General features: G+C 72.2%; 24 protein-coding genes. 8 read left to right on the top strand and 16 right to left on the bottom strand.

Annotated elements, in window-relative coordinates:
* Positions 1 to 12: 12 nt before the first annotated feature.
* The gene (locus QSK37_RS03980) at positions 13 to 1,647 is read left to right on the top strand and encodes a penicillin-binding transpeptidase domain-containing protein (protein WP_285617583.1); all 1,635 of its coding nucleotides are present in this window, start codon (positions 13 to 15) and stop codon (positions 1,645 to 1,647) included.
* Here the strand turns inward: QSK37_RS03980 and QSK37_RS03975 are convergent.
* Positions 1,634 to 2,305 carry an endonuclease V gene (locus tag QSK37_RS03975; protein WP_285617582.1) on the bottom strand — a complete coding sequence of 224 codons (672 nt, stop codon included), beginning with the start codon at positions 2,303 to 2,305 and terminating at the stop codon, positions 1,634 to 1,636. The two genes, QSK37_RS03980 and QSK37_RS03975, sit on opposite strands and share 14 nt — an antisense overlap.
* 341 nt (positions 2,306 to 2,646) lie before the next feature.
* Between QSK37_RS03975 and QSK37_RS03970 the strand changes: the two genes are divergently transcribed.
* Positions 2,647 to 2,952 carry a Dabb family protein gene (locus tag QSK37_RS03970; RefSeq protein WP_285617581.1) on the top strand — a complete coding sequence of 102 codons (306 nt, stop codon included), beginning with the start codon at positions 2,647 to 2,649 and terminating at the stop codon, positions 2,950 to 2,952.
* A 114-nt stretch (positions 2,953 to 3,066) separates the two neighbouring features.
* Positions 3,067 to 5,196 (top strand): MMPL family transporter, encoded by a 2,130-nt coding sequence (locus QSK37_RS03965; RefSeq protein WP_285617580.1) that lies wholly within the window; start codon positions 3,067 to 3,069, stop codon positions 5,194 to 5,196.
* A gap of 30 nt (positions 5,197 to 5,226) precedes the next feature.
* Here QSK37_RS03965 and QSK37_RS03960 read toward each other — a convergent pair whose 3' ends face one another.
* On the bottom strand, positions 5,227 to 5,901 hold the full coding sequence (locus tag QSK37_RS03960; protein ID WP_432705521.1) for a TetR/AcrR family transcriptional regulator: 675 nt from the start codon (positions 5,899 to 5,901) through the stop codon (positions 5,227 to 5,229).
* Positions 5,902 to 6,005: 104 nt separating this feature from the next.
* Positions 6,006 to 6,863 (bottom strand): GNAT family N-acetyltransferase, encoded by an 858-nt coding sequence (locus QSK37_RS03955; RefSeq protein WP_285617579.1) that lies wholly within the window; start codon positions 6,861 to 6,863, stop codon positions 6,006 to 6,008.
* 116 nt (positions 6,864 to 6,979) lie between these two features.
* Between QSK37_RS03955 and QSK37_RS03950 the strand changes: the two genes are divergently transcribed.
* Positions 6,980 to 7,507 (top strand): NUDIX domain-containing protein, encoded by a 528-nt coding sequence (locus QSK37_RS03950; RefSeq protein WP_285617578.1) that lies wholly within the window; start codon positions 6,980 to 6,982, stop codon positions 7,505 to 7,507.
* A 7-nt stretch (positions 7,508 to 7,514) separates the two neighbouring features.
* Here the strand turns inward: QSK37_RS03950 and QSK37_RS03945 are convergent, their stop codons facing one another.
* The 6 genes from QSK37_RS03945 to QSK37_RS03920 all read right to left on the bottom strand — a co-directional run bounded on the left by QSK37_RS03945 (position 7,515) and on the right by QSK37_RS03920 (position 14,562).
* Positions 7,515 to 8,861 carry a protein kinase domain-containing protein gene (locus QSK37_RS03945; protein WP_285617577.1) on the bottom strand — a complete coding sequence of 449 codons (1,347 nt, stop codon included), beginning with the start codon at positions 8,859 to 8,861 and terminating at the stop codon, positions 7,515 to 7,517.
* A gap of 4 nt (positions 8,862 to 8,865) precedes the next feature.
* Positions 8,866 to 9,891, bottom strand: a complete 1,026-nt coding sequence (locus QSK37_RS03940; RefSeq protein WP_285580881.1) for a LacI family DNA-binding transcriptional regulator — start codon at positions 9,889 to 9,891, stop codon at positions 8,866 to 8,868.
* A 4-nt stretch (positions 9,892 to 9,895) separates the two neighbouring features.
* The gene (locus QSK37_RS03935; RefSeq protein ID WP_285617576.1) at positions 9,896 to 11,308 is read right to left on the bottom strand and encodes a GH1 family beta-glucosidase; all 1,413 of its coding nucleotides are present in this window, start codon (positions 11,306 to 11,308) and stop codon (positions 9,896 to 9,898) included.
* Positions 11,305 to 12,180 (bottom strand): carbohydrate ABC transporter permease, encoded by an 876-nt coding sequence (locus QSK37_RS03930; RefSeq protein WP_285580878.1) that lies wholly within the window; start codon positions 12,178 to 12,180, stop codon positions 11,305 to 11,307. Before QSK37_RS03930 ends, QSK37_RS03935 begins: the two co-directional genes overlap by 4 nt.
* A complete protein-coding gene (locus QSK37_RS03925) occupies positions 12,177 to 13,142 on the bottom strand; it encodes a carbohydrate ABC transporter permease (protein WP_285617575.1) in 966 nt (321 codons plus the stop codon). Before QSK37_RS03925 ends, QSK37_RS03930 begins: the two co-directional genes overlap by 4 nt.
* Before the next feature lie 103 nt (positions 13,143 to 13,245).
* A complete protein-coding gene (locus tag QSK37_RS03920) occupies positions 13,246 to 14,562 on the bottom strand; it encodes an ABC transporter substrate-binding protein (RefSeq protein ID WP_285617574.1) in 1,317 nt (438 codons plus the stop codon).
* A gap of 187 nt (positions 14,563 to 14,749) precedes the next feature.
* Between QSK37_RS03920 and QSK37_RS03915 the strand changes: the two genes are divergently transcribed.
* Positions 14,750 to 15,169 carry a TIGR03668 family PPOX class F420-dependent oxidoreductase gene (locus tag QSK37_RS03915; protein WP_285617573.1) on the top strand — a complete coding sequence of 140 codons (420 nt, stop codon included), beginning with the start codon at positions 14,750 to 14,752 and terminating at the stop codon, positions 15,167 to 15,169.
* A gap of 204 nt (positions 15,170 to 15,373) precedes the next feature.
* Here the strand turns inward: QSK37_RS03915 and QSK37_RS03910 are convergent, their stop codons facing one another.
* The 3 genes from QSK37_RS03910 to QSK37_RS03900 form a co-directional block, all read right to left on the bottom strand.
* Positions 15,374 to 15,970, bottom strand: coding sequence for an HAD family hydrolase (locus QSK37_RS03910; RefSeq protein WP_285617572.1), 597 nt, complete (start codon positions 15,968 to 15,970; stop codon positions 15,374 to 15,376).
* Between the two features lie 70 nt (positions 15,971 to 16,040).
* The gene (locus QSK37_RS03905) at positions 16,041 to 17,111 is read right to left on the bottom strand and encodes a MerR family transcriptional regulator (RefSeq protein WP_285617571.1); all 1,071 of its coding nucleotides are present in this window, start codon (positions 17,109 to 17,111) and stop codon (positions 16,041 to 16,043) included.
* Between the two features lie 52 nt (positions 17,112 to 17,163).
* On the bottom strand, positions 17,164 to 18,048 hold the full coding sequence (locus QSK37_RS03900; RefSeq protein ID WP_285617570.1) for a LysR family transcriptional regulator: 885 nt from the start codon (positions 18,046 to 18,048) through the stop codon (positions 17,164 to 17,166).
* Between the two features lie 75 nt (positions 18,049 to 18,123).
* Here QSK37_RS03900 and QSK37_RS03895 point away from each other — a divergent pair, with 75 nt between their 5' ends.
* Both QSK37_RS03895 and QSK37_RS03890 read left to right on the top strand, forming a co-directional pair.
* On the top strand, positions 18,124 to 19,404 hold the full coding sequence (locus QSK37_RS03895; protein WP_285617569.1) for an aspartate aminotransferase family protein: 1,281 nt from the start codon (positions 18,124 to 18,126) through the stop codon (positions 19,402 to 19,404).
* A 49-nt stretch (positions 19,405 to 19,453) separates the two neighbouring features.
* Positions 19,454 to 20,113: an aminoacyl-tRNA hydrolase gene (locus tag QSK37_RS03890; protein WP_285617568.1), complete on the top strand. Its 660-nt coding sequence runs from the start codon at positions 19,454 to 19,456 to the stop codon at positions 20,111 to 20,113.
* 19 nt (positions 20,114 to 20,132) lie between these two features.
* Here QSK37_RS03890 and QSK37_RS03885 read toward each other — a convergent pair whose 3' ends face one another.
* The 3 genes from QSK37_RS03885 to QSK37_RS03875 are packed head-to-tail and all read right to left on the bottom strand — an operon-like array spanning position 20,133 to position 22,479.
* Positions 20,133 to 20,732, bottom strand: coding sequence for a helix-turn-helix domain-containing protein (locus QSK37_RS03885; RefSeq protein ID WP_285617567.1), 600 nt, complete (start codon positions 20,730 to 20,732; stop codon positions 20,133 to 20,135).
* Complete coding sequence (locus QSK37_RS03880; protein WP_285617566.1) at positions 20,729 to 21,802, bottom strand: PEP/pyruvate-binding domain-containing protein; 1,074 nt, start codon at positions 21,800 to 21,802, stop codon at positions 20,729 to 20,731. Before QSK37_RS03880 ends, QSK37_RS03885 begins: the two co-directional genes overlap by 4 nt.
* 59 nt (positions 21,803 to 21,861) lie before the next feature.
* Positions 21,862 to 22,479, bottom strand: a complete 618-nt coding sequence (locus tag QSK37_RS03875; RefSeq protein ID WP_285617565.1) for a hypothetical protein — start codon at positions 22,477 to 22,479, stop codon at positions 21,862 to 21,864.
* A gap of 201 nt (positions 22,480 to 22,680) precedes the next feature.
* Between QSK37_RS03875 and QSK37_RS03870 the strand changes: the two genes are divergently transcribed.
* Complete coding sequence (locus QSK37_RS03870; RefSeq protein WP_285580851.1) at positions 22,681 to 22,983, top strand: hypothetical protein; 303 nt, start codon at positions 22,681 to 22,683, stop codon at positions 22,981 to 22,983.
* A 40-nt stretch (positions 22,984 to 23,023) separates the two neighbouring features.
* Here QSK37_RS03870 and QSK37_RS03865 read toward each other — a convergent pair whose 3' ends face one another.
* Entirely contained in the window at positions 23,024 to 23,620 is a 597-nt protein-coding gene (locus QSK37_RS03865; RefSeq protein ID WP_285617564.1) for a flavin reductase family protein, read from the bottom strand.
* Between the last annotated feature and the right edge of the window lie 25 nt (positions 23,621 to 23,645).

Below are 23,645 nucleotides of genomic sequence, written 5' to 3'. Positions count from 1 at the left end.
TGTCACGAACTCGTGCGACACAAAATCCTGTGGGCGTCCGTCGCGGCCGGGACGGTGGTCGTCCTCGGTCTCGCGGGCGGCGCCTATCTGTTGCTCAGAACCAAGGGAAGTCCGACGGCGACGGCGCGCGCCTTCCTGTCCGCGTGGGGGCGCGGCGACACCGCCGCGATGCGCGGAGAGACACTGACGCCGCCGCTCGACCTCGACCAGCAGTACCAGACGCTGAACAAGGGGCTGGGCGTCACGAAGGTACGGGCGACGCCCGGCGCCGAGACCAGGCAGGGCGGCCACGCGACGGTCTCCTTCGCCGCCGACCTCACCCTTCCGATGGGCACCTGGCACTACCAGGGACGGCTGCGGCTGACGACGGACCACCGCGAGTGGAAGGTCGCCTGGACGCCGGAGAGCATCCACCCGGACCTGCACAGCGGGCAGCACCTGACGATCAGCTACCGGTGGCCCAGGCGCGCCCGGGTGGTCGCGGCCGACGGCAGCCCGATCGACGGCACCGACGTCTCGGGCTCGGTGCAGCAGATCGTCGGCACCACGGCGCCGCTGACCGACAAGCAGGCCAAGAAGCTCGGCACGTCCTACCGCAAGGGCGACGTCGTCGGCCGGTCGGGCATCCAGCAGCGCTTCGACAAGCGCCTCGCCGGCACGCCCACGGCCTCGGTCATCGTCGCCGACGCGTCGAACCACCCGGTGAAGCAGGTCGGCGGCTTCGCCGGCAAGGCCGGCCGCGACGTGAAGACGACCCTGGACCAGCATGTCCAGCGCGCCGCCGCGGCGGCCCTGCAGGGGCAGAGCAAGCCGACGTCCCTGGTCGCGATCCGCCCGTCGAACGGGCAGATCCTCGCCGTCGCGAACTACCCCGGCGGCTTCGACCGCGCGTTGCAGGGCACCTATCCGCCCGGTTCGACGTTCAAGGTGGTCACGGCGTACGCGCTGCTGCGCAGCGGGCTCAGTCCCTCGGACACGGTGGAGTGCCCCAAGACGGCGAACGTCGGGGGCCAGATCATCCACAACTCCGAGGGTGAGGAGTCCGGCAGCATGACCTTCACCGAGGCGCTCGCCCAGTCGTGCAACACCGCCTTCGCGCTCCAGACGCAGAAGCGCCTCAACCCGTCCCGGCTGTCGAGTGCCGCGAGTCTCTTCGGCTTCAACCAGAAGATCGACCCCGGCATGCACGTCACGGCGGGCAGCTTCCCGTCGCCGACGAGCACCTCGGAGATGGCCGTCGCCGGGTTCGGGCAGGGACGCGACCTGGCCAACGCCCTCAGCATGGCGGAGGTGTCCGCCGGCGTCGCGGGCGGCACCTGGCATCCGCCGGTGTTCGTGTCCGACCCGCAGATCCCGCAGAAGGCCAAGGCGGGCCGGCTCGACTCTCGGCTGCGCTCGGAGCTGGCCACCATGATGCGTGCGGTCGTGACGACGGGCACCGCCAAGGACGCCGGTCTGCCGGCCGGCACGGCGGGCAAGACGGGCACGGCCGAGTACGCCTCGGGGAAGAACGGCAAGGAGCCGCCGACCCACGCGTGGTTCATGGGCTTCCACGATGACGTGGCGTTCGCCGTGATCGTCGAGGACGGCGGGTTCGGCTCCAAGACCGCCGCGCCGATCGCACGGCGCTTCCTCAACGGGCTCTGAGCGTCTCCCGCGACAGGTGGTCGGCCCGGCGTGTCGTCTCCGGCAGGCGGTAGCGCGGCGCCAGCCGCAACGTCAGCGCGCACGCCGTGTCGAGGTCGGCGCGGTGGCCGACGGACACGAACACGGGCTTCACCCCCGTCTGGGTGCGCAGGGCCCGCGCGACCACCTGCCCGCCGTCGCTGACCGGGCTCCAGGCGCCGCGTTCGGCCCCGGGCTCGTCGTACTCGCCGACGAGCCGGGTCTTGCCGACGCCGATCGAGGGCAGCCCGGTCAGCACCCCGAGGTGGCAGGCCAGCCCGAACCGCTTGGGATGCGCCAGCCCGTGGCCGTCGCAGACCAGCAGGTCGGGGGTGACGCTCAGCGCGCGCAGCGCGCCGACCAGCGCCGGCAGCTCGCGGAAGGCGAACAGCCCGGGGACGTAGGGGAAGCCGGGCCGGTCAAGGGCGGTCGTCTCCTCGACGACCTCCAGGGTCTCGGCGTCCAGCACGACCGCGGCCGCCGCCAGCCGGTCGTCGGCGTACGCGACGTCGAGCCCCGCCACCGTCCGCACGACCCGCGGACCGGCCGAGCTCAGGTCGGCCAGGGGCCGAAGCCGATCCTGGATCGCCACGGCCTCGTCGGCGTCGGTGGGCCAGGGGTGCAGATCCGCTACCTTCACGAGGGCACGCTACTCGCATCCGGCATGACGGATATCCGGGCATCTGTTACCTGTGACCGTCTGTGAAATGGTAAATGCGCGTCGTGTTTGGGTCAAAATAGGTCAAATAACGTATTTCAAGTTGGGCCATGAGCTTCTAACCTCGGTTTCAGGAGATCATCGCATCAGGGGGCGGGGTCACAGTGAAGATCTGGGGAGAGGAAGGCGTCATGGACGGAGTGTCCTGGACCTGACGATTCGGTAACGAAGGGGCGGCTCCGGTGCGACCGGGCCGCCCCTTCGGCCGCCGGACGCCTTCCGTAAGGTCGTGCGCGGAAACATTCCGTAGTTAAGGAGGACCCGTGTCCGGATTTCGGCATGTCGTGGTGTTCCGGTGGCGCGACGACGCGACCGCGGAGCAGAGGAAGACCGTCGAGGATCGGCTCGCGGAGCTGCCCGGCCTGATCCCCGAGCTGGAGGCCTACGCCTTCGGCCACGACGCCGGCGTCAACGCCGGGAACTTCGACTTCGCGGTGGTCGCCGACTTCGCCGACCGGGACGCCTACCTCGCCTACCGCGACGATCCCCGGCACCGCGCGATCATCGACGAGTTCATCAACCCGATCACCGCCGAACGCCACGCGGTCCAGTACGTACTCGAGCCGTAGGCGGCCGTACTCCTCGCGGAGTACGCGCCGGTCCGAGGTGTCATCGCGGGCATGACGCTTCGGGGGTGCCGGTAACGGGAGTCTGAAAGCCGGCACAAAGAAGAGGAGACTCCCGTGCATGACGGCCCGCTCGTCCGGCTGGCCCGGCTGTGTCATCGCCGCCGGCGCCGGGTCCTGTTGCTCTGGATCGTCGGCGCCGCGGTGGTGATGGCGGTCGGGTTCGGTTACTCGGCCCCGGCCGACAACGTGTTCGGCGGTGGCGGCACCGAGTCCGCGCGGGCCCAGGACCTGATCAAGGATCACTTCCCGCGGCAGAACGGCGACACGCTGACGCTCGCGATCCACGCCGACCAGGGCGTCGCCGCCGTACGGCCCCGCGTCGAGCGGGTCATCGGCGAGCTGTCCCACGGCCCGCACGTCACCTCGGTGAGCTCGCCGTACCGCGTGACCTCCCAGGTCTCGCCGGACGGCCGTACCGCGTTCGCCCCGATCCAGCTCGACCGGGCCTCCGCGGAGATGCCCACGGCCGGCGTGACCACGATGATCGCCCAGGCGCGCGACGCCTCGGGCGACGGGCTGACGCTCGCCCTCGGCGGGGACGCGGTCGCCGACGCCGAGACCCCGGGAGGCGGCCCCACCGAGGGCATCGGCCTGCTCGCGGCGGTGGTCGTGCTGCTCATCGCGTTCGGCTCGCTGCTCGCGATGGGACTGCCGATCGTCACCGCGGTCTTCGGCATCGGCACCGGTCTGGCCGGCATCTCACTGCTCGGTCACGTGCTGCCCGCTCCGTCGTTCAGCCCGATCGTGGCCGGGCTGATCGGCCTCGGCGTCGGCGTGGACTACGCGCTGTTCATCGTCACGCGCTACCGCGAGGCTTTGGACGACGGCGCCGAGCCGGAGGAGGCGACCGCCACGGCCATCGCGACGGCGGGCCGGTCGGTCGTGTTCGCCGGCACGACGGTGGTGGTCGCGCTCCTGGGGCTGCTCGTCATGGGCCAGCGGCTGCTGAGCGCGGTGGCCGTGGCGGCCTCGCTCACCGTCCTGATGACCTTGATCGCCGCGGTGACGCTGCTGCCCGCGCTGCTCGGCTTCGCCGGACGGCGGATCGACCGGTTCCGGGTGCCCGTACTGGCCCGGCGGGGCGGACGCCGCCCGCTCTCCGAGCGCTGGGCCGGGGTCATCCAGCGGCGCCCGGTCATCGCCGGCACCGCGGCCACGCTGCTGCTGCTCCTGCTCGCCGTCCCGGCGCTGTCGATGCGGCTGAGCTTCAGCGACGCCGGCAGCCGCCCGCACGACACCAGCGCGTACACCGCGCACCACATCCTCGCCTCGGGCTTCGGCCCCGGGTACGACGCGCCTCTGGTGCTCGTCTCGCGCTCGCCGGCCGCGGCGAACGCGGTCGCCGCGGCGGCCGGGCACACGCCGGGCATCGCGTCCGTGACCCCGGTGCGGACCAGTGACGACGGCGCCGCCGCCATGTTCGTCGCCTACCCGCGGACCGGGCTCCAGGACGCGGCCACACCGGACGTGGTCCACCGGCTGCGCGACACCGTCGTGCCCCGGGCCGGGGGCGGCGTGCTGGTCGGGGGACCCAACGCCGGCACGATCGACTTCTCCGACTCCGTGAGCGCGCGCCTGCCCTGGCTGATCGTCGTGGTCGTGGGACTGTCCCTGCTCCTGCTGCTCGTGCTCGTGCGCTCGGTCGCCATCGCGGTGAAGGCCGCGGTGATGAACCTCCTGTCCATCGTGGCCGCGTACGGCGTGCTCACCGCGGTCGTGCAGTGGGGATGGCTCGGCCACCAGCTCGGCTTCCCGGCGGCCACGCCGGTGACGCCGTGGGTGCCGCTGTTCATGTTCCCGATCCTGTTCGGTCTGTCCACCGACTACGAGGTGTTCCTGATCTCCAGGGTCCGCGAGGAGTACGACCTCGGCGCCGGGACGAGGACCGCGGTGACCCGCGGCCTGGCCCGCACCGCCCGCGTGATCACCGCGGCGGCCGCCATCATGGTCTGCGTCTTCCTGTCGGTGCTGCTGGTCGGCGACATCGCGGTCAAGCAGGTCGGCCTCGGCCTGGGCGTCGCCGTGCTGATCGACGCGACGGTCGTGCGGATGGTGCTGGTGCCGGCGGTGATGGAGCTGCTCGGCAAGGTGAACTGGTGGCTGCCGGGCTGGCTGGCCCGGATCCTGCCGGCCGTCGAACCCGGCCCGCCGGCGCGGACGCCGAGAGTCCCGGTGCGGTCGTAGCGAAGGTTTCGGCCCGCGCCGGGGAGGACCTCAGCGCGGGCCGGTCGAGATGCCGTCGAACAGCACCGCGACGTAGTGGTCGGCGACACCTTCGGCGTCGAGCGGGCCGGCCGGCTGGAACCAGCGGACCGCCACCCAGATCGTGTCGCGGATCATCCGGTAGGTCAGCCGCGCGTCGATGTCGTCGCGGAACAGGCCCGTCTCCTGGCCGCGCTTGATCTGGCCGACCCACAGCCGCTCGGTCTCCTCCTCGGCGCGCGCGAGGTAGTCGAACCGGTCGAACTGGCGCAGGTAGTTCCAGTCGTTCTGCATGACCATGACGGCCGCGCGGTGGGGCACCAGCGTGCGGAAGCAGTTGCGGACGAGCTCGGTCAGGACCGTACGCGGGTCGCCGCCGCGTTCGAGGACCGCCTTGTTGTCGGCGTTCAGCTCGTCGAAGAAGGAGGACAGGATCTCGTCCACGATCGACTCCTTGGAGTCGAAGTGGTGGTAGAGACTGCCCGAGAGGATCCCCGCCTCGTCGGCGATGTTGCGGACCGTCGTGGCCTGGTAGCCCTTCTCGGCGAACAGCTCGGCGGCGAGTCGCACCAGGTGCTCACGGCGCTCCGACGCGAGTACGGACGAACTCCTGCCCCGGCGCCGGCCACCGCCCGAGGCCCCTGAGCCACCCCGGTGCGGCCCGTTGTCCTTACTCGTGCTCACCACGCTGACATTATGACGCGCGCGCCCAACCGCTTGCTCGTTTGAACGATCATCGAATAGTGGACGTCGGACGTCCAACCGCCGGTTTCCGGCACGACGAGGCGGCGTCAACGGGGCCGGCGACCGGAGCCGAAGGAGATGACGAGGTAGTCGTCCAGGGGCTGGTAGCCGACACGCTGGTGGACGGCGACGCCGGCCGGGTTGGCGAGGTCGGCGAAGACCACGACCTCTTTCGCCCCGGCGTCGACGGCGGCCCGGCTCACGGCGGCGGCCGCGGCCGCGCCGTAACCGTGGCCCCGGTGTTCGGGCGGGGTGTAGATGGGCGCGATCCGCACCATGCCCGCGACCATCCGGGTACGGCCCGCGAGGGCGACCGGGACGCCGTCCTTCTCCCACAGTGCGAGACCGCCGTACCCGATCCGGTCGTCGACGGCCGCGCCGTGGTCACCGGGACGCTCGCGTATCTCCCGCTCGGCGGAGTGGTACCAGCCGAGCAGCAGGTCGCGGTCGGCGGGCACGGCCGGCCGGGAGCGGCCGGGCACCGGGACCGGTCGCACCCGGTCCAGCCGGTAGAGCCGCCGGCGCTCCCAGACCGTGGAGTCCGTGCCCGTCGCCGCGCGCCAGCGCGTGGCGAAGTCCTCGGCGATCTCGCGCCGCGCCGTCACTCCGGGCAGCGGCCGCCCCTCGGTCTTCAGCGCCTGCACCAGCTCGCGGACCCCCTGCCGCGGCATCAGGCTGAGCAGCATCGGGAAGGGCGGGGTGTGGACGAAGGCGCCGGAGACGCACCCCGCGGCGGGCAGCCAGGAACCGAGCACGGCGGGAGTGTCCCCGTACGCCGCCGCGCCCCGGGCGCGGAGTGCCTCCAGGACCGTGACCAGGACGGTGTTCTCGACCGGCCGTGATCTCAGGAAGCCGCCGGCGATCGCGTCAAAACGCGCGACATCCGACGTTGTTGCCCAGTCCATACTTCATAGTTGCGTTTCACCCGTGTTTTCGCCGGGAACTCGCGAACATGATCCACTTTGTGTCGCGAGAAACGGCGTCCGCGCGGGCCGGACGGCCGCCATGGCATCGTTGGCGCATGATTCAGATCGCGACACGAGAGGTCTACCGGAACCGCTGGATGTCCGTACGCGAGGACGACATCCGTCATCCGGACGGTTCGCCGGGCATCTACGGGGTGGTGGACAAGCCGACGGCGGCGCTCGTCATCCCCATGGAGAACGACGGGTTCCACCTCGTCGAGCAGTTCCGGTACGCGCTGTCGCGCCGCTCGTGGGAGTTTCCACAGGGCACCTGGCCCGATGACCGGCAGACCACGACGGAGGAGCTGGCGCGCGCCGAGCTGGCCCAGGAGACCGGACTCCGCGCGGCGACGGTCGAGCGGCTCGGCTCGTTCGCGATCGCGCCGGGGTTCACGAGCCAGCGCTGCGACCTGTTCCTGGCCACCGGCCTGACCGTGGGGGAGACCGACCGCGACCCGGAGGAGCAGGGCATGCGGCAGCAGTGGTTCTCCCGGGCCGAGTTCGAACGGATGCTGCGGGCCGAGGAGATCGTCGACGCGCTCACCCTGGCCGCCTACACCCGGCTCCTGTTGCGAGGCCGGTGAGGACGCGTCACAGGGCGGTCAGCGTACGGGTCAGCGCGTCCGCGCGGGTCTGCGCCAGACCGCCCTCGCGGACGCGCTGGACGATCTTCCGCCGGAGCTCGGTCACCCGCTGGTCCACGTCGACGTGCGTGCCCGCGGCGATCTCCGCCTGCAGATTGCCGATGAGGTTGTCCAGGTCGACCGCCACATCCGCGCGTACCTCGCTGGCCGCCAGGCCCTCGTCGACGGTGCGGCGCATCCGGGTCAGCGCGTCGATCGCGCCGGGCGGGGTCGTGCCCGGCACCGGTGACGTGGCCGAGGCGGTCGCGCCCGGCGTGGCCGGATGGCCGGTCCGCCGCTGGGCGGGCTTCGGCGACGGCGGCGGGGCGCCCGTCACGGTGTGCTCCGGTGAGGCGTTGAATGTGGCCGGCGACGGAGAGTCGGCCGGCGCGTGGCCCGGCGCCGCGACCGGGCGGAACGCCGAACCGCCCAGCAGCAGGCCGACCGCGGCGACGGCCGCGACGGTGGTGCCGCTCGCGACCAGGAGCAGCCGGCCGTGCGCGCCCTCGCCGCCGGCGGGCCGCCGGACCGTGGTGAGCGTGCGCGTGCCCGTGTGCCGGCCCGGTGCCGGCTCGGCGGGTGCCAGGGCGCGGTAGGCGCTGGCCGCCTCGTACGCCGCGGCCCGCTCGGCGGCCGGCGGCTCCTCGCCGCCGGTCTCCACGCCCAGCGCGGTGGCGATCTCGGCGGCCGACGGCCGGTCCGACGCCGCCGCGGCGACACAGCGTGCCTGCAGCCCGCCGAGGGTCTCCCCGGCCTCGGGGCGGCGGCCCTTCACCGCCTCGAACCAGACCACACCCAGGGCGTACACGTCCGCCGACGGCGACAGGTCGTGTTCCGGCGGGAGGTACGCCGGGGTGCCCATGCGCTCGTCGTCGGCGATGCCGAAGTCGAGCACCTTGACCCCGGTGGAGGTCAGGAAGACGTTGGTCGGCTTGATGTCGCGGTGGACGATCCGGGCGGCGTGCGCGGCGGCCAGGGCGGACGCGATCTCGCCGATCACCCGCTCGACGTCGGGCACCGGGAAGCACGCGTCGAGCGTGCCGCCGGTGAGCAGCTCCATCACGATGTACGGGGTGCCGTCGGACTCCCCGTAGTCGTGCACGGTCACGATGTTCGGGTGCGAGAGGGCGGCGGCCGCGCGCGCCTCTTCGCGGAAGCGCTCGCGGAACTCCGGGTCGCGTGCCAGCTCCTCGTCGATCAGCTTGACCGCGACCGGACGGATCAGCACCTCGTCGCGGGCGAGCCAGACGGACGCCATGCCACCGGTGCCGATCCGGCGGCGCAGTCGGTATCTGCCGGCGAGGAGCGAGTCCATACGATCAGTGTGGCGTACACGAGGACGCTCGTGTGACGAGATGCGTGTCCAAAATGACCATCGAATTTCCGACCGGCTCCCCGCGGATGCGCGCGACCAGCAGCCGGGCCATCTCCCGGCCCATCGCCTCCAGAGGCTGATGCACCGTGGTCAGGGGCGGGTCGGTGTGCCGCGCGGTGGCCGAGTCGTCGAACCCGACCAGCGCGACGTCGCCGGGAATCCGCCGCCCCTGCTCCTTGAGCACCCGCATCGCGCCGACCGCCATCGGGTCCGACGCGGCGAAGACGGCGTCCAGGTCCGGCGCGCGGGCGAGCAGATCGCGCATCGCGCGCTCGCCGGACTCCTCGCTGAAGTCGCCGCCGGCCACCAGCGAGGGCAGCCCGGCCGCCGACAGGACGTCGTGGTAGCCGTCGAGCCGGTCGACGCCCACGCGCATGTCCTGCGGTCCGCTTATGGTGGCGATCCGCCGGCGGCCGAGCCCGAGCAGATGCTCGACCGCCAGCCGGGCGCCTCCGCGGTTGTCGGCGTCGACGCAGCTCACCGGCTCGACGCCGACCGGCGCGCCGCCGAGCACGGTCGGCACGCCGCTGTCCTCCAGATGCCGGGGGAGCGGATCGCCGCCGTGCAGCGACACCATCAGCACGCCGTCGACGTGCTGGCCGGTCAGATACCGCTCGAACCGGCGGTGGTCGTCGGCCGACTGAGCGATGGCCAGCAGGAGCTGCAGACCGGTGCCGGCGAGGCCGGCGCTGATCCCGCGGATGATCCCGGCGAAGTACGGCTCGCCGAAGACGCGTTCCTCCGACTCGGACACGAACAGCGCGACGGTGTCGGTGCGGCGGGTGACCAGCGTGCGGGCCGCCCGGTTGGGGACGTACCCCAGCTCCTCGATGGCCCGCAGCACCGCCTCGCGCGCCTCCGGGCTGACCTTGGGCGACCCGTTGACGACGCGCGAGACGGTGCCGCGGCCGACACCGGCCCGGGCCGCGACCGCCTCGAGAGTCGGCCGGCCCCGCGTACGTTCTTTCACGCCTTCATTCTGCCGGTGACAGGCCGATGCCGCCTCGTTCGATCACGGAGGCGTACCAGCGGGCGCTGCTCTTGGGGATGCGCGCCTGCGTGGCGAAGTCGACGTACACCAGGCCGAACCGCTTGGCGTACCCCCAGCCCCACTCGAAGTTGTCCATCAGCGACCAGGCGAAATAGCCGCGCAACGGCACACCGGCGCTGATCACCGAGTGGCACGCGCGTAGGTGCGCCTCCAGGTAGGCGACCCGGTCGGGGTCCTCCACCCCCTCCGCCGAGACGACGTCGTCGAAGGCGGCGCCGTTCTCGGTGACGTACAGCGGGACGGACGGGTACTCGGTGCCCACACGCGTCAGAACCTCGGCCAGGCCCGACTCGTCGATCTCCCAGCCCATCGCGGTCACCGGCCGTCCGACCTGGACGAAACCGACGTGCTCGCTGCCCGGCCACGGCGACGCCTGCGCGAACGGCGAGGTGATCGCCGGTGCCGCGCCCTCGCGGCCGGTCACGAAGAAGCGGTTGTAGTAGTTGATGCCGAGCTGGTCGATCGGCCCGCCGACGATCGCCATGTCGCCCTCCCGCACCCCCAGGTCGTGCGGCGCGACGTCGGCGAGCACGTCCTCCGGATAGCGGCCGAGCAGCAGGCCGTCGAGGAAGAACCGGTTCTGCAGCCCGTCGATGCGGCGCGCGGCGTCCACGTCCTCCGGCGCGTCGCTCGCCGGGGAGACCGCGTACAGGTTCACCGCGGCGCCGACCCGCCTGCCGTCGCCCCGCAGCGCCTGCGCCGCGAGCCCGTGGCCCAGCAGCAGGTGGTGCGCCGCGCGTACGGACGCCTCGGGGTCGCGGCGGCCCGGCGCGTGGTCCCCGGAGGCGTAGCCGAGGAAGGCCGCGCACCAGGGCTCGTTGACCGTCGTCCAGTTCGCGACCCGGTCGCCGATGGCGTCGCACACGAGCGTGGCGTACTCGGCGAACCGGTACGCGGTCTCGCGGGCCGGCCAGCCGCCCGCGTCCTCCAGCGGCTGCGGCAGGTCCCAGTGGTACAGCGTCGGCCACGGCTGGATCCCGGCCTCGAGCAGGGCGTCGACGAGACGCCGGTAGAAGTCGAGGCCCTTTCGGTTGGCCGCGCCGGAGCCGCCGGGCTGCACGCGGGGCCAGGAGATCGAGAAGCGGTACGCGGTCAGTCCCAGCGAGGACATCAGCGCGACGTCCTCGGCGAACCGGTGGTAGTGGTCGACCGCGACGTCGCCGGTGTCGCCGCCGAGCACGTTGCCAGGGGTGTGCGCGAAGGTGTCCCAGATCGAGGGCCCGCGGCCGTCCTCGGCGGCGGCACCCTCGATCTGGTACGCCGCGGTCGCCGCGCCCCACACGAAGTCCGCCGGGAATCCGAGCATCGTCTCCGCCTGCGATGGCTGAGTTGTCATGCTTTGACTGCACCTTCCATGATCCCGCCGATGATCTGGCGGCCGAAGACGACGAAGACGATGGCCAGCGGGATCGTCGCGACGACGGTCCCGGTGAACATCAGCGTGTAGTCGTTGAAGTAGGCGCTGTTGAGCAGCGCGAGGGAGTACTGCACGGTCGGGTTGTCGGGGTTGAGCACCGCGCGCGGCCAGATGAACTCGTTCCAGGTCTGCATGAACGTGAACAGGGCGAGCACGGACGCGGCCGGGCGCAGCGCGGGCAGCACGACGCTCCAGAAGATCCGGAACGTCGAGGCGCCGTCGACGCGCGCGGCCTCGATGAGCTCGTCCGGCACGGCCTGCGAGGCGTACTGGCGCATCATGAAGACGCCGAAGCCGGTCACCAGGAACGGCACGATGACCGCCTGGAGCTTGCCGGTCCAGTGCAGGTGCACCATCACCATGTAGAGCGGGATGATCCCCATCTGCACCGGCACCATCATCGTGGCGACGATGACGAGCAGCAGCGCGTTGCGCCCGCGGAAGCGCAGCTTGGCGAAGGCGAAGCCGGCCAGCGAGGAGAAGAACACCGTCGACAGCGCCACCACGGCCGAGGCGATCGCGGAGTTGAGCAGCGCCTTGGCGAAGTGCGCCTGCTCGTTGTCGAACAGCCGGCGCATGTTGTCGCCGAGGTGCTGCCCGGCGATGAACGGGGGCGGCACCGCGCCGACCACGTCGTTGGTCCGGGTGGCGACGACGAACATCCAGTACAGCGGGAACGCCGACAGCACGATGGCGAAGATCAGCACCGCGTACGTGAGCGGGCTCGCCTGCCAGAGACGCGCCGAGCCCGCCACGGCGGCCCGCGTGCGGCCTCGGATGTAGGCCTTCATTTCTCGCCTCCCGCGAGCCGGCGGATGATCAGGAAGTTGAACAGGGAGAAGATCAGGATCATCAGGAACAGCATCCAGGCGACCGCCGAGCCGTAGCCGTACTGGAAGCGATTGAAGGCGTTCTCGAACATGTACATCGCCACGGTCTGCGACTGCCGCAGCGAGCCGCCGTTCATGTAGCCGTTGTTGAACAGCAGCGGCTCGGTGAACAGTTGCAGGCCCCCGATGGTGGAGATGATGGTGACGAACACGATCGTCGGCCGCAGCAGCGGCACGGTGATCTTCCAGAACTGCCGCATGCGTGACGCCCCGTCGATCGCCGCCGCCTCGTACAGGGAGTGCGGGATCGCCTGCATGCCGGCCAGGAAGATCAGTGAGTTGTAGCCGGTCCAGCGCCAGTCGACCATGGTCGAGACGGCCAGCCAGGAGGACCACTTGTTCGCCTGCCAGTCGACCTTGTGCACGCCGAAGAAGTGCAGGACCCAGTTGGCCATGCCGTAGTCGCGGCCGAACATCTGGGTGAAGACGATGGCGACCGCCGCGACCGAGGTGACGAGCGGCAGCAGCACGCCCATGCGGAACAGCGTGGGCGCCCGCATCTTGCGGTTCAGCGCGTTCGCCAGCAGCAGGGCGAGCAGCAGCTGCGGCACCGTCGCGATCACGAACATCCCGAACGTGTTGCCGACCGCGTTCCAGAACTGGTCGTCGGTCAGCAGCCGCGTGTAGTTGCGCAGGCCGATGAACTCGTGGTCGCCGATCATCTCCCAGTGGTTCAGCGAGACCCAGAACGTGTAGCCGAGCGGGAACAGCCCGAACACCAGGAACAGCAGGTAGAACGGCGAGATGTACAGGTACGGCGAGAGCGACACGTCCAGCCGGGAGAGCCGGGTCCGCAGGCGGCGCCGTCCCGGCGGCGCGACCGCGGCGCCGGCCGGTGCGGTGGGCCGCACGTCGAGAGCCATCGAGAGGTCCTTTCCGTCGATGAGGCCGTCGATGAGGCCGTCGCGGGGCGCGGGCGGCGGCGCCGGCAGGTGTCCCTGGGGAGCCCGGCGCCGCCGCCCGGTCTCACCCCGTTCCGGCGGCCTTCTTGGCGTCGGAGACCGCCTTGGACCAGCCGGAACCCGGCGAGAGCTTGCCCTGCGCGATGGCGCGCAGGTCGGCCTCGACGGCCTGGCGTACCTCCTGGTTGTCGGCGCCGAGGTACACCGGCTTGAGGTTCATCGCGGCCGGTGCGTAGATCTGGCCGACCGGTGCGTTGTTGAAGTACGGGTTGTCGAACGCCTTGACCGCGGAGTCGTTCAGCGCCTGCGGTGAGGACGGCAGGTTGTTGGCCGTCTTGAACGCCGCGACCTGGCCCTGCGCGCTGGTCAGGAACTTCACCAGGTCGGCGGCCTCCTTCGGGTGCTTGCTCTGGGTGGGCACCGCGAGCCAGGAACCGCCCCAGCTGCCGCCTCCGCCCGGCACGCCGGCCACGTCCCACTTGCCGCTCTGGCCGTCACCGCCGTACTGCTTGATCAGGCCGAGCATCCAGGCCGGGCACGGAGCGGTGGCGAACGCGTCCTTCTTCAGCGCCTGGCTCCACGGGTCCGACAGGAACTGCACGCCGTTGGCGAGCCCGGCCTGCGACATCTTCACGGTCTCGTCGAACGCGGCCTTCACGGCCGGGTTGGACTCCATGACGAACTTGTTGCCCTGGTCGAAGTACGTCTGGTTGGAGCCCTTGCCGGCCTCCTGCATGAGGATGGTGTTGTAGTACGTCTCGGGGGAGTCGATGAACTTGGTGCCCCCGCCGATCGCGGCGGTGAACTTCTTGCCGACGTTGATGAAGTCGTCCCAGGTGGCCCACTGCTTGGTCACCGCGTCACGGTCGCTCGGCAGGCCGGCCTTCTTGAACAGGTCACGGCGGTAGCACAGGGCCATGCTGCCGACGTCGGTGCCCAGCCCGATGAGCTTGGAGCCGTCCGGGCTCATCCCGCCCTGCCACTTCCACGGGATGAAGTTGTTCTGCAGCGAGCCCGCGCCGTACTTCTTCAGGTCGACGAACTTGTCCGGCTGGGCCTTGAACTTGACCATGATGCCCTCTTCGATCGCGACCACGTCGCCGGCACCGGCGCCCGCGGCGATCCACTGCTGGAGCCGCGGGGTGTAGTCGTCGAGCTTGGGGACATTCCGCTCGTTGATCTTGATGTTGGGGTGCTGGGCCTCGTACTGCTTGTACAGGTCCTGGTAGCCGAACGTGCCGAAGTCGTCGACGGTGAGAGTGATCTTCTCGTTGCCGTCGCTGCTCTTGCCGTCGTCCCCCGCGCACGCCGTCGCCGCCGCGAGCGCGGCCGACAGCACCACCGCCAGGGCGAACCGCCCGCGATGCCTGATGACCCTCATGACGAACCCCTCTCAGGTCGTCTCGTTAGCCGGGTTCGAATGCGCCGGGCTCCGCGGGCCCGGCGTCGTGGGAGCGCTCCCACGCAGCGAAGCGGGGAGGGGAGGGGAGTGTCAAGAGTTCGAAACCGGTTCGTTACACGGCCGCCACACGTCGCTGACGCTCCGGCCACATGACAGGCTCCCGAGCATGAGGCTGACCGAGGACACCGCCCGCGCCCGGCTGGCGTCGGCACCCGTCATGCGCCTGGCCACGGCGGACGCCACCGGACGCCCGCACCTGGTCGTGGCCGCGTTCGCCGTCGAAGGCGACCGGATCTACACCGCCGTCGACGCCAAGCCGAAGCGCACCCGCGACCTGAAACGCCTGCGCAACCTCCGCGCCAATCCGCGGGCGGCCGTCCTGGCGGACCACTACGAGGACGACTGGACACGCCTGTGGTGGGTGCGCGCCGACGCGACCGCCGAGATCCTCACCGAACCGGACACGATGGCCCACCCGATCGCCCTGCTGCGCGAGCGCTACGAGCAGTACCGGGCGAACCCGCCGGAGGGCCCGGTCATCGCCCTCACCGTCGAGCGCTGGACCGGCTGGTCGTCCCAGGGCTGAGAACCGGCGAGCAGAAGGATCCCGCCGGTCAGCAGGGCGAGCACCTTGAGCGACTCCAGGGCGATGTAGACGTGGTGCGCGTGCGACCGGGGCGCGGAACTTCAGCGGGGCCTCCAGGAACGAGATGGCCAGCACCATGCCCAGCCAGACGAACGTCACCGCGGTCGCGATCGCCGGCGCCGTGCTCATCGGGGGATCTTCTCGTCAGTCGGCGACCAGGGCGCGGACCTGGTCGGGGGCGCGGAAGACCTCGGCCCGCATGCCGAGTTCACGGGCGGCGAGCACGTTGGTCTCGTTGTCGTCGATGAACAGGCACTCGTGTGGCGCGACGCCGAGCCGCTCGGCGACGAGCTCGTACGCCCGCCGGTCGGGCTTGGCCACCCCGAGCTCACAGGAGTAGGCCAGCGTCGTGAAGTGCCGGAGCCAGTCGCCGTGCCTCGCCTCGAAGATCGGCACGAGGTCGGCGACGATGTTGGAGAGCAGGCCGAGCGTACGGCCGCGAGCGGCCAGTTCGGCGACGAGGCCCACCATGACCGCGTCGACGTTGGTCCAGCTCTTCATGTCGGCCTCGACCAGCGCGCGGACCGTCGTGTCGGTGAACCGCACGCCGAGCCGGTCGGCCACCGCCGCCCAGTACTCCCCGGCCGGCTGCCCCGCGTCGTACGGCTTGCGCAGCGCCCAGTAGGCCTCCCAGAACGGCCCGGCCTCCACTCCGGCGGTCCGCTCGATCGCGCGGATGTCCTCGGGCGTCTGGGTCGAGGCGATGACACCGAACAGGTCGAACACGATCGCGCGCGCCATGAGGTCCTCTCGTGCGGGGCGGCCGGAATCCGAGCCTAACCGCCACCTGCCGGACGCCCCGCACCGAGGGCTAGGCGCCGTCACCCTCCACCACGTCGGCGACCACGCAGGTGACGTTGTCGGGGCCGCCGGCGTCGTTGGCGAGGTCGACCAGCCGCCGTACGGCGTCGTCGGGGTCGGCCGCCGCGGCGAGGGTGTCCTGGACGGCCGGGAGCGGGACCACCGCGGACAGGCCGTCGGAGCACAGCAGGTACCGGTCGCCGGGACGCGCCTCGCGGAGCTTCAGGTCGGCCGCGACCCCGCGGCCCGCCAGGGCGCGCAGCAGCAGCGACCGCTGCGGGTGGGAGGCCCCCTCCTCGGGCGTGAGGCGGCCCTCGTCGATCAGCGACTGCACGTGCGTGTGGTCGTGGGTGATCTGGAACAGCTCGCCGTCGCGCAGGACGTACGCGCGGGAGTCGCCGATGTGCACCAGCCCGAGGCGCGACCCCGACCACAGCAGCGCGGTCAGCGTGCTGCCGACCCCCTCCATCGAGGGGTCGTCGCGGGTGATGCCGCGCAGCGCGGCGTCGGCGTCGTGCACGGCCTGGTCGAGCGCGTTCAGCAGGTCGCCCGCCGGGATGTCGGTGTCGAGCGGGCGCAGCGCCTCGATGACGGCCGCGCTCGCCGGCGCGCCGCGGCCCTCACCGCCGAAGCCGTCGGCCACGGCGAGCAGCCGCGCGCCGGCGTACGCCGCGTCCTCGTTGCTCGGGCGGACCCGGCCGGTGTCGGACCGCACGGCGTAGCGGATACCGAGTGTCATGTGCTCATCTCCTCGTCCCTGGAGCTGGTCGATGAGGAAGGCGGCCAGGTCGCGCCGCGCGGCGGTGTCGGCCTCCACCCGCGCCCAGTACGCCGCGACCTCGCGGGCCGCGTCGGCCGGCGCGAGCTCGCACACGACGCGGATGCGGGCGAGCGGCATGCCGAGCCGGCGGAGCCAGGCCACCAGCCGGGCCCGCTCCAACTGCGCCGGCTCGTAGAACCGGTAACCCGAGACCGGATCGACGCGCGCCGGGCGGAGCAGGCCGAGCTCGTCGTACAGGCGCAATGCCTTCGGCGACAGCCGTGCCGCCCGTGCGAAGGCCCCGATCGTCAGCGAACCCATCGCCGCCCTCCTCCTGTCGCCACCGATGCTGTGGCCTCCCCCAGGGACAAGGTCAACCAAGGTCGGACGCCGCCTCGCTCAGTGCCGTCCGTACGGCGGTGAGGGCGGGCCGGGCGAGGCCGTCGTTCCGTACGACGGTGAGCACGCGCCGGGAGATGCCGGTGTCCCGTACCGTCACCGAGGGCTCGCGCTCGGGCCGGGACAGGTCGGGCAGGAGGGTGACGGCGCGTCCGGTGGCGACGAGCGCGAGCAGTACGAGCAGGTCGGTCGTGCGGTGGCGGATGTCGGGCACGAAACCGCCGGCGTTCGTGCACGCGAGCATCAGCAGCCGGTCGTGACTGGTGCCCGGCTGGCCGCCGGCCCAGGCGGCCTCGGACAGGTCGCGCAGACGCGTCGCGGGATGCCCGCGGGGCAGCACGAGGCGCACCCGCTCGAGGTACAGCTCCTCGAAGGTGAGCCCGCGCGGGCGCGGCCTGCGCTGCCCGCCGTACTCGTCGCAGATCGCCAGGTCGCACTCGCGGCGCAACAGCGCGTCGAACGCCTGGTCCGGCTCGACCTCCGTCACCTCCAGGCGCAGCTCCGGATGACGGTCGGCCAGCCGGGCGAGCGCGGGCGCGACCAGGCTGATGGCCGCCGTCTGGAACGCCGAGACGCGCACCGTGCCGGCCACGGCGCCGGCGGCGGCCGCCATCTCGGCCTCGGCGAGTTCCATGCGGGTGAGCAGGACGTCGGCGTGGCCGACGAGCACGTGCGCCGCCTCGGTGAGGCGCAGCCGGCGGCCGTCGCGTTCGAAGAGGGGTACTCCCGCCTCCCGCTGCAGTTCGGAGAGCTGGTGGGAGACGGTGGAGGGGCTGTAGGACAGCGCCTCGGCCACGGCGGCGATGGTGCCGCGGGCGTGCAGCTCGCGGAGGAGCCGCAGACGCCGGAGATCGAGCATCGTTCGTTTCCTTCCACGGATATTCCGCGAGAATCTTCGCTGGATCCGCCGTTCGCGCGGGGAGATCATCGCGGCATGGACCCACGTGCACGCCGCCTGATCCGCTACAACGGGGAGTTCTCCTCCGACGTGATCGCCCGCGCCTCCGGTTCGTGGCTGGAGACCACCGACGGGCGCCGCGTCCTCGACTTCACCTCCGGCCAGATCTGCGCCACCATCGGTCACAGCCACCCGCGCATCGTCGAGGCGGTGCGCCGGTCGCTGACCGAGGCCGTTCACCTGAACTCCGGGCTGCTGTCCGAACCCGTCCTGGCCCTCGCCGAACGCGTCGCCGGGCTGATGCCCGCCGGGCTGGACCGCTCGATGTTCCTCAGCACCGGCGGAGAGGCCAACGAGGCGGCCGTCCGCATGGCGAAGCTGGCGACCGGCGGCTTCGAGGTCGTGTCGCTCACCCGCAGCTGGCACGGAATGACCTCGGGCAGCCAGTCGCTCACCTACTCGGCCGGACGGCGCGGGCACGGACCGACGATGCCCGGGGTGTTCGCGCTGCCCGCCCCGTACGCCTACCGCTGTCCGGTACGGCACTGCGCCGGCACCTGCGACCAGACCTGCCTGGAGATCGGCTTCGAGCTGTACGACCAGCAGACGAGCGGGGCCGGCGCCGCGGTCGTGGCCGAACCGGTGCTGTCGTCCGGCGGCATCCTCGTGCCGCCGCCCGGATATCTCGCGCGGCTCCTCGAACTGACCCACGAACGCGGCATGCTGCTCATCCTGGACGAGGCGCAGACCGGCTTCGGCCGGCTCGGCGCGATGTTCGGCATGGACGTATACGGCGTCGTGCCGGACATCGTGACGCTGTCCAAGACGCTCGGCGGCGGCCTGCCGATCAGCGCGGTCGTCACCACGGACGCGATCGAGCGGGCGGCCTACGACGCGGGCCTGATGTACTACACCTCGCACCAGTCCGACCCGCTGCCCGCGGCGGCGGCCCTCGCGGTCCTCGACGTCGTGGAGGAGGAGGGCCTCGCCGACCGCGCCGCCCGGCGCGGCGAACGCCTCGGCGCCCACCTGCGCGAGCTGGCCACGCGGCACGAGCTGATCGGCGACGTACGCGGGATGGGCCTGCTCTGGGGCGTGGAGCTGGTCGAGGACCGGGCCACCAAGACGCCCGCCATCGAGCGCGGCGAGGCACTGACCGACGCCTGCCACGCCTGCGGGCTGTCGCTGAACATCACCAAGGGCCGGGCCGGTGGAGCCGCCGCCTGCCTGCGCATCGCCCCTCCGCTGACCGTGACCGAAGAGGAGATCGACACCGGCGCGGAGATCATGGACGACGCGCTCGCCAAGCTCACCTGAACGGCCCCCGGGGTGCCGAGCGTGCGCCGGGCTGTGTAGACATGTGCCCGTGAACGGCTCAGCGAACGGGCACGAGGATCCGGCGGACCAGCCACCGTGGGCGATGCAGCTCGCCCTGCGCGTGGAGAAGAACGCACCCCCCTCGCACCTCGCGGTGTGCGAGTCGGCGGCGATGGCCGCCGTCACGCTGCTCGCCGACCCGCGCTCCGCGCCGGGCGGCGAGTGGCACGAGGCGGTCGCGGCCTGGGAAGGCCGGCGTATCCGCAAGGTGGTCCGCCGTGCGCGCGGTGCGCGCTGGGAGGCCCTCGACGCCCTGCCCGGCGTGCTCGTCGACCACGAGGGCGCGCCGGCGCGGGCGTTCGTCCCCGGCCCGGTCACCGAGGTGCCGCCCGAGATCGCGCGCCTCCAGGTCGGCGGCACCGACCTGGAACGCGAGGAGGAACCCAAGCCGCCGCCGGCCCCGCCCTACGCTCTGGTCGCGCTGAACCCCGGTGTGCCGATGACGACCGGTAAGGCGGCCGCGCAGTGCGGGCACGCGGCGCACCTGCTGCTGCGCGCCCGAGGCGCCTGGCCGGGCCTGCGGGTGCGCGTCGTCGAGGCGGACGAGTGGAGCCGCACGGTCGCCGAGGCGGACGTCGTCGTGCGCGACGGCGGCTTCACCGAGGTGGCCCCCGGCACGATGACCGCGGTGGCCCGGCTGGTCGTCTGACGGCTGCGCGGAGCGGACCTCAACGGGTCAGACCGAGGGTCGCGCTCAGGGCCTCGTGGAGTTCGAACCACACCTGGTGGCACGAGTCGCGGCCGGTGCCGGTGATCCACGCCGGCTCCGTGCCCGCCCGGCTCAGCGCGGCCGCGAAGCGCCGGTGGTACCCGCCGAACCGGGTCAGGTGCGCCGTCAGGCGTGCCTCGAGGCCGGCCAGCGCGTGGGCGGGCTCTTCGAGCGCGGCGATCGTGGCGGTGAGCGTCACCGGGTCCTCGCCGATGCCCATCTCGGCGAGCTGCCAGGCCGTGCAGGCCGCGCTCACCACGTCGTTGACCGGCAGGAAGTCCTGGTGGACGTCCTCCACCGCCCGGCGGGCGCCGGCGGCGTCGAGTTCGGTCGCCAGGAGTCGCTCACCCCGGTGTTCGCCGGCCTCGGTCAGGGACCAGCCGCCGTCACCGGCGAAGGAGGAGTAGGCGGCCCATCCACGGGACTGCGCGTTCGAGAGCCGCTCGGTCACCTCGGCCTCGGGCAGTCCGAGACGTTCGGCGATGCGCGCGGCGGTGGCGTAGCCGAGGGTACGCGCGGCGTGCAGGACCAGAACGTCGGCCGGAGTGGTCCGGCTCATCGGGCCGGCTCCTCGTCGGCGGCGGTCACGGTGCCGCCGGTGCCGTCCACGACCACGGGCCGTCCGTCGGCGAGCACGGTCATGGCGCCCTCGGCGGCCAGGACGGCGGGGATGCCGAACTCGCGGGCCACGATCGCGGCGTGCGCGAGCATGCCCCCGGTTTCCGTCATCACCGCGGCCGCGCGGGCCAGCAGCGGCGTCCAGGCCGGCGAGGTCGTGCGGCAGACCAGCACGTCCCCGGCGGCGAAGCGGCCGAAGTCGTCCAGCCCGGTGATCAGCCGCACTCGTCCGGCCGCGCTGCCGGGGCCGGCCGCCGTCCCGGCCACCAGCACCCGCCCGGCGGTCGTCACCGGCCGTATCGCGGTGCGGGGCGTGGTGGTGATCGGGCGGGCCTGGAGCACCCACACCTTCCCGCCCGCGACGGCCCACTCGATGTCCTGCGGGCGGCCGAACAGACCCTCGATCCGCCGGGCGACCCCGGCCAGAGCGCGTGCCTGCCGCTCCGTCAGGACCCCGGCGCCGCGCGGGCCGGCCGCCGCCTCGCCGTCGAGCGTCCAGCGTTCCGGCGTGACCGAGCCGTCCACGAGTCCGTCTCCGAGCCCGGCGGTCGCCTCGATCACCACCTGGTCGGCTCCGGTGACCGGGTGCCGGGTGAACGCCACCCCGGCCGCGTCGGGATCGACCATGACCTGCACGATCACCGGTACCAGCGCGCATGCGGGGCGGCCGGTCCGGGCCGCATAGGCCGTGGCCTCCTCGCCGCCGCCGGAGGCCGCCGCGCGCCGCACCGCTTCGGTCACCCGCGCCGGCGTGGCCGCGTTCAAGGTCGTGTGCAGCTGGCCCGCGAACGACGCCTCGGAGCCGTCCTCGCCGTGTGCGGAGGACCGCACCGCGAACGGTCCGCGGCCCAGAGCCCGCAGCGCCGGCGCGAGCTCGTCCTCCCAGCCGCCGGCGCGCGGGTCGTCGATGACGAACCCGCCGGGCACCGGGAAGCCGGCGCGCAGCAGGCGTCCGAGGTGCGCGGCCTTGGCTCCGCACCGTGCGTCGGCGTCGGCCAGGGGCACCACCATGGGTCAGGACTCCGATGACCATCAACGCCACGTTGCCAACATGGCGTTGATGTCAGGGGTCACGGGGTGCTGGGCGGCCGGCGGCGTACGGGCAGGTCCTGCCGGGTCACGTCGGGACGGCGTACGGGCAGGTCCTGGCGCGTGACGTCCGGGCGGCGCACCGGCAGGTCCTGGCGGGTCGGGTCCGTGGTGCCGGTCACGAGGTCCTGCCGGGTCGCGTACGGCGGCGGGGACGCGGCCTCATCCGGTTTGCCGGCGCGGCGCGGCAGCCGTACGGCGCCGGACCTGTACAGCACGGTCAGCAGGGCGGCGAGGACCAGGAACGCGAGTCCGTGCTCCAGCAGCCGGGAGAGGTCGCCGCAGACCGCGGCCACGACCGTCAGCACGGCCAGGTCGGCGGTCCAGCCCGCCACGGCGGCGGCCAGCAGCGTCTCGTCCGACCGGATCAGGGCCAGCACGGCGACGACGGTGAGCGCCAACTCTGCGCCCTTGCCGGCGAGCAGCAGCCCGGTCACCGCGCCGGAGCCGGCGCCGAGCATCGCCACGGCGTCATGGTGCAGGCGGGACCAGTCGAGGACCTCGGCGAGCTTGGCGACGCCGTAGAGGATGAGGAAGGCGCACGCGGGTGCGTGCAGGCGTCCCTGTGTACTGCCCTTGCGGAGTGCTGCCGCGACCACTGGGCCCCCTGTCCGTGACTCCGCCGCGTACGGTGCGGTGATTCCCGAGCATAGGGGGAAACCGCCGCAGTTCCCGTGCTTTCGCCTCCCGCGCCGGGGCGAGTTCGGCGGCGCCCGGTGCTGCGAATTGCGTGGGGGCCGGGGGCGGCGAAATGCTGATGCTTCATCGGGCCACACGCTGCAAGATGAGGTGATCCGATCGTGTCTGATGAGAACGCCGCGTTAGCGCGGACGCGAATCACATATCTCGAAAGCCTCGGCGACGAACTCCGTGACCGGGGCTTCGCCGTCCGGCTGACGATCCCGCAGGGCGGACCGCCGAGCCTGCACGTGGTGAACCCACGCGCATCGGCCCTGGCGGAGAACATCCTGGCGGAGACCACCGCCGGAGCCTGGTGGTTCTGGTGGTCCTGGGCTGAGCGCATCGCTCCGGCCAACGACCCCGCGGAGGCGGCCGACCGCGTCACCCGCGTGCTCGCCGCGACGGGGGAGTACAGCTCCTGAGACGGTACTGGAGGTGAAGGGCGCCTCCAGTACCCCTCCGTCATCCCTGGAAACGGCCGTAGGCGCCCTTGTAGAAGATGAGCGGTTCGCCGTCGTGATGGCGGTCCAGGTGGTGCACGCGAGCCACGACGATCATGTGGTCGCCCGCCGGGTACTCGGCCTCGACCGAGCACTCCAGCCACGCGAGGGCCCCGTCGATCACCGGCCCGCCTCCGGGCGACTCGCCCCATTCCAGACCGGCGAACTTGTCGGCGCCCTTCGCGGCGAACTGCAGGCAGACCTCGCGCTGCGGCGCGGACAGGATGTTGACGCAGTGGCGTTCGGCCGCGCGGAGGCGCGGCCAGGTCGTGCTCGTGTGCGCGACGCAGAAGGAGACGAGCGCCGGCTCGAGCGACACGGAGGTGAAGGAGTTGGCGGCCAGCCCGGTGGGTGCGCCGGTCGCGGGGTCGATCGCCGTGATCGCCACGACGCCGGTCGCGAAGCGCCCGAGGATGCTGCGGAACCGGCGGCCGTCGATCGCGCGGACGTTCGCCGCGTGCTGGGCGGTCGCGCGGCCGGGGTCGCCGTTCACGGAGGCGTCGTCCGCAGGCTGCCCGGAAGGGCCGTACGGCGTCGCGGCCGTCGCGCCGTCGGCCATGGGGGCGTCTCCTCTTCCGGCCGGT

The sequence above is a fragment of the Actinoallomurus iriomotensis genome (assembly GCF_030269445.1).
In the GTDB taxonomy this organism is placed as follows: Bacteria; Actinomycetota; Actinomycetes; order Streptosporangiales; family Streptosporangiaceae; genus Actinoallomurus; species Actinoallomurus iriomotensis.
The sequence above is the reverse complement of the archived record's forward strand: the minus strand, read 5'-3'. Positions and strand labels throughout refer to the sequence as shown.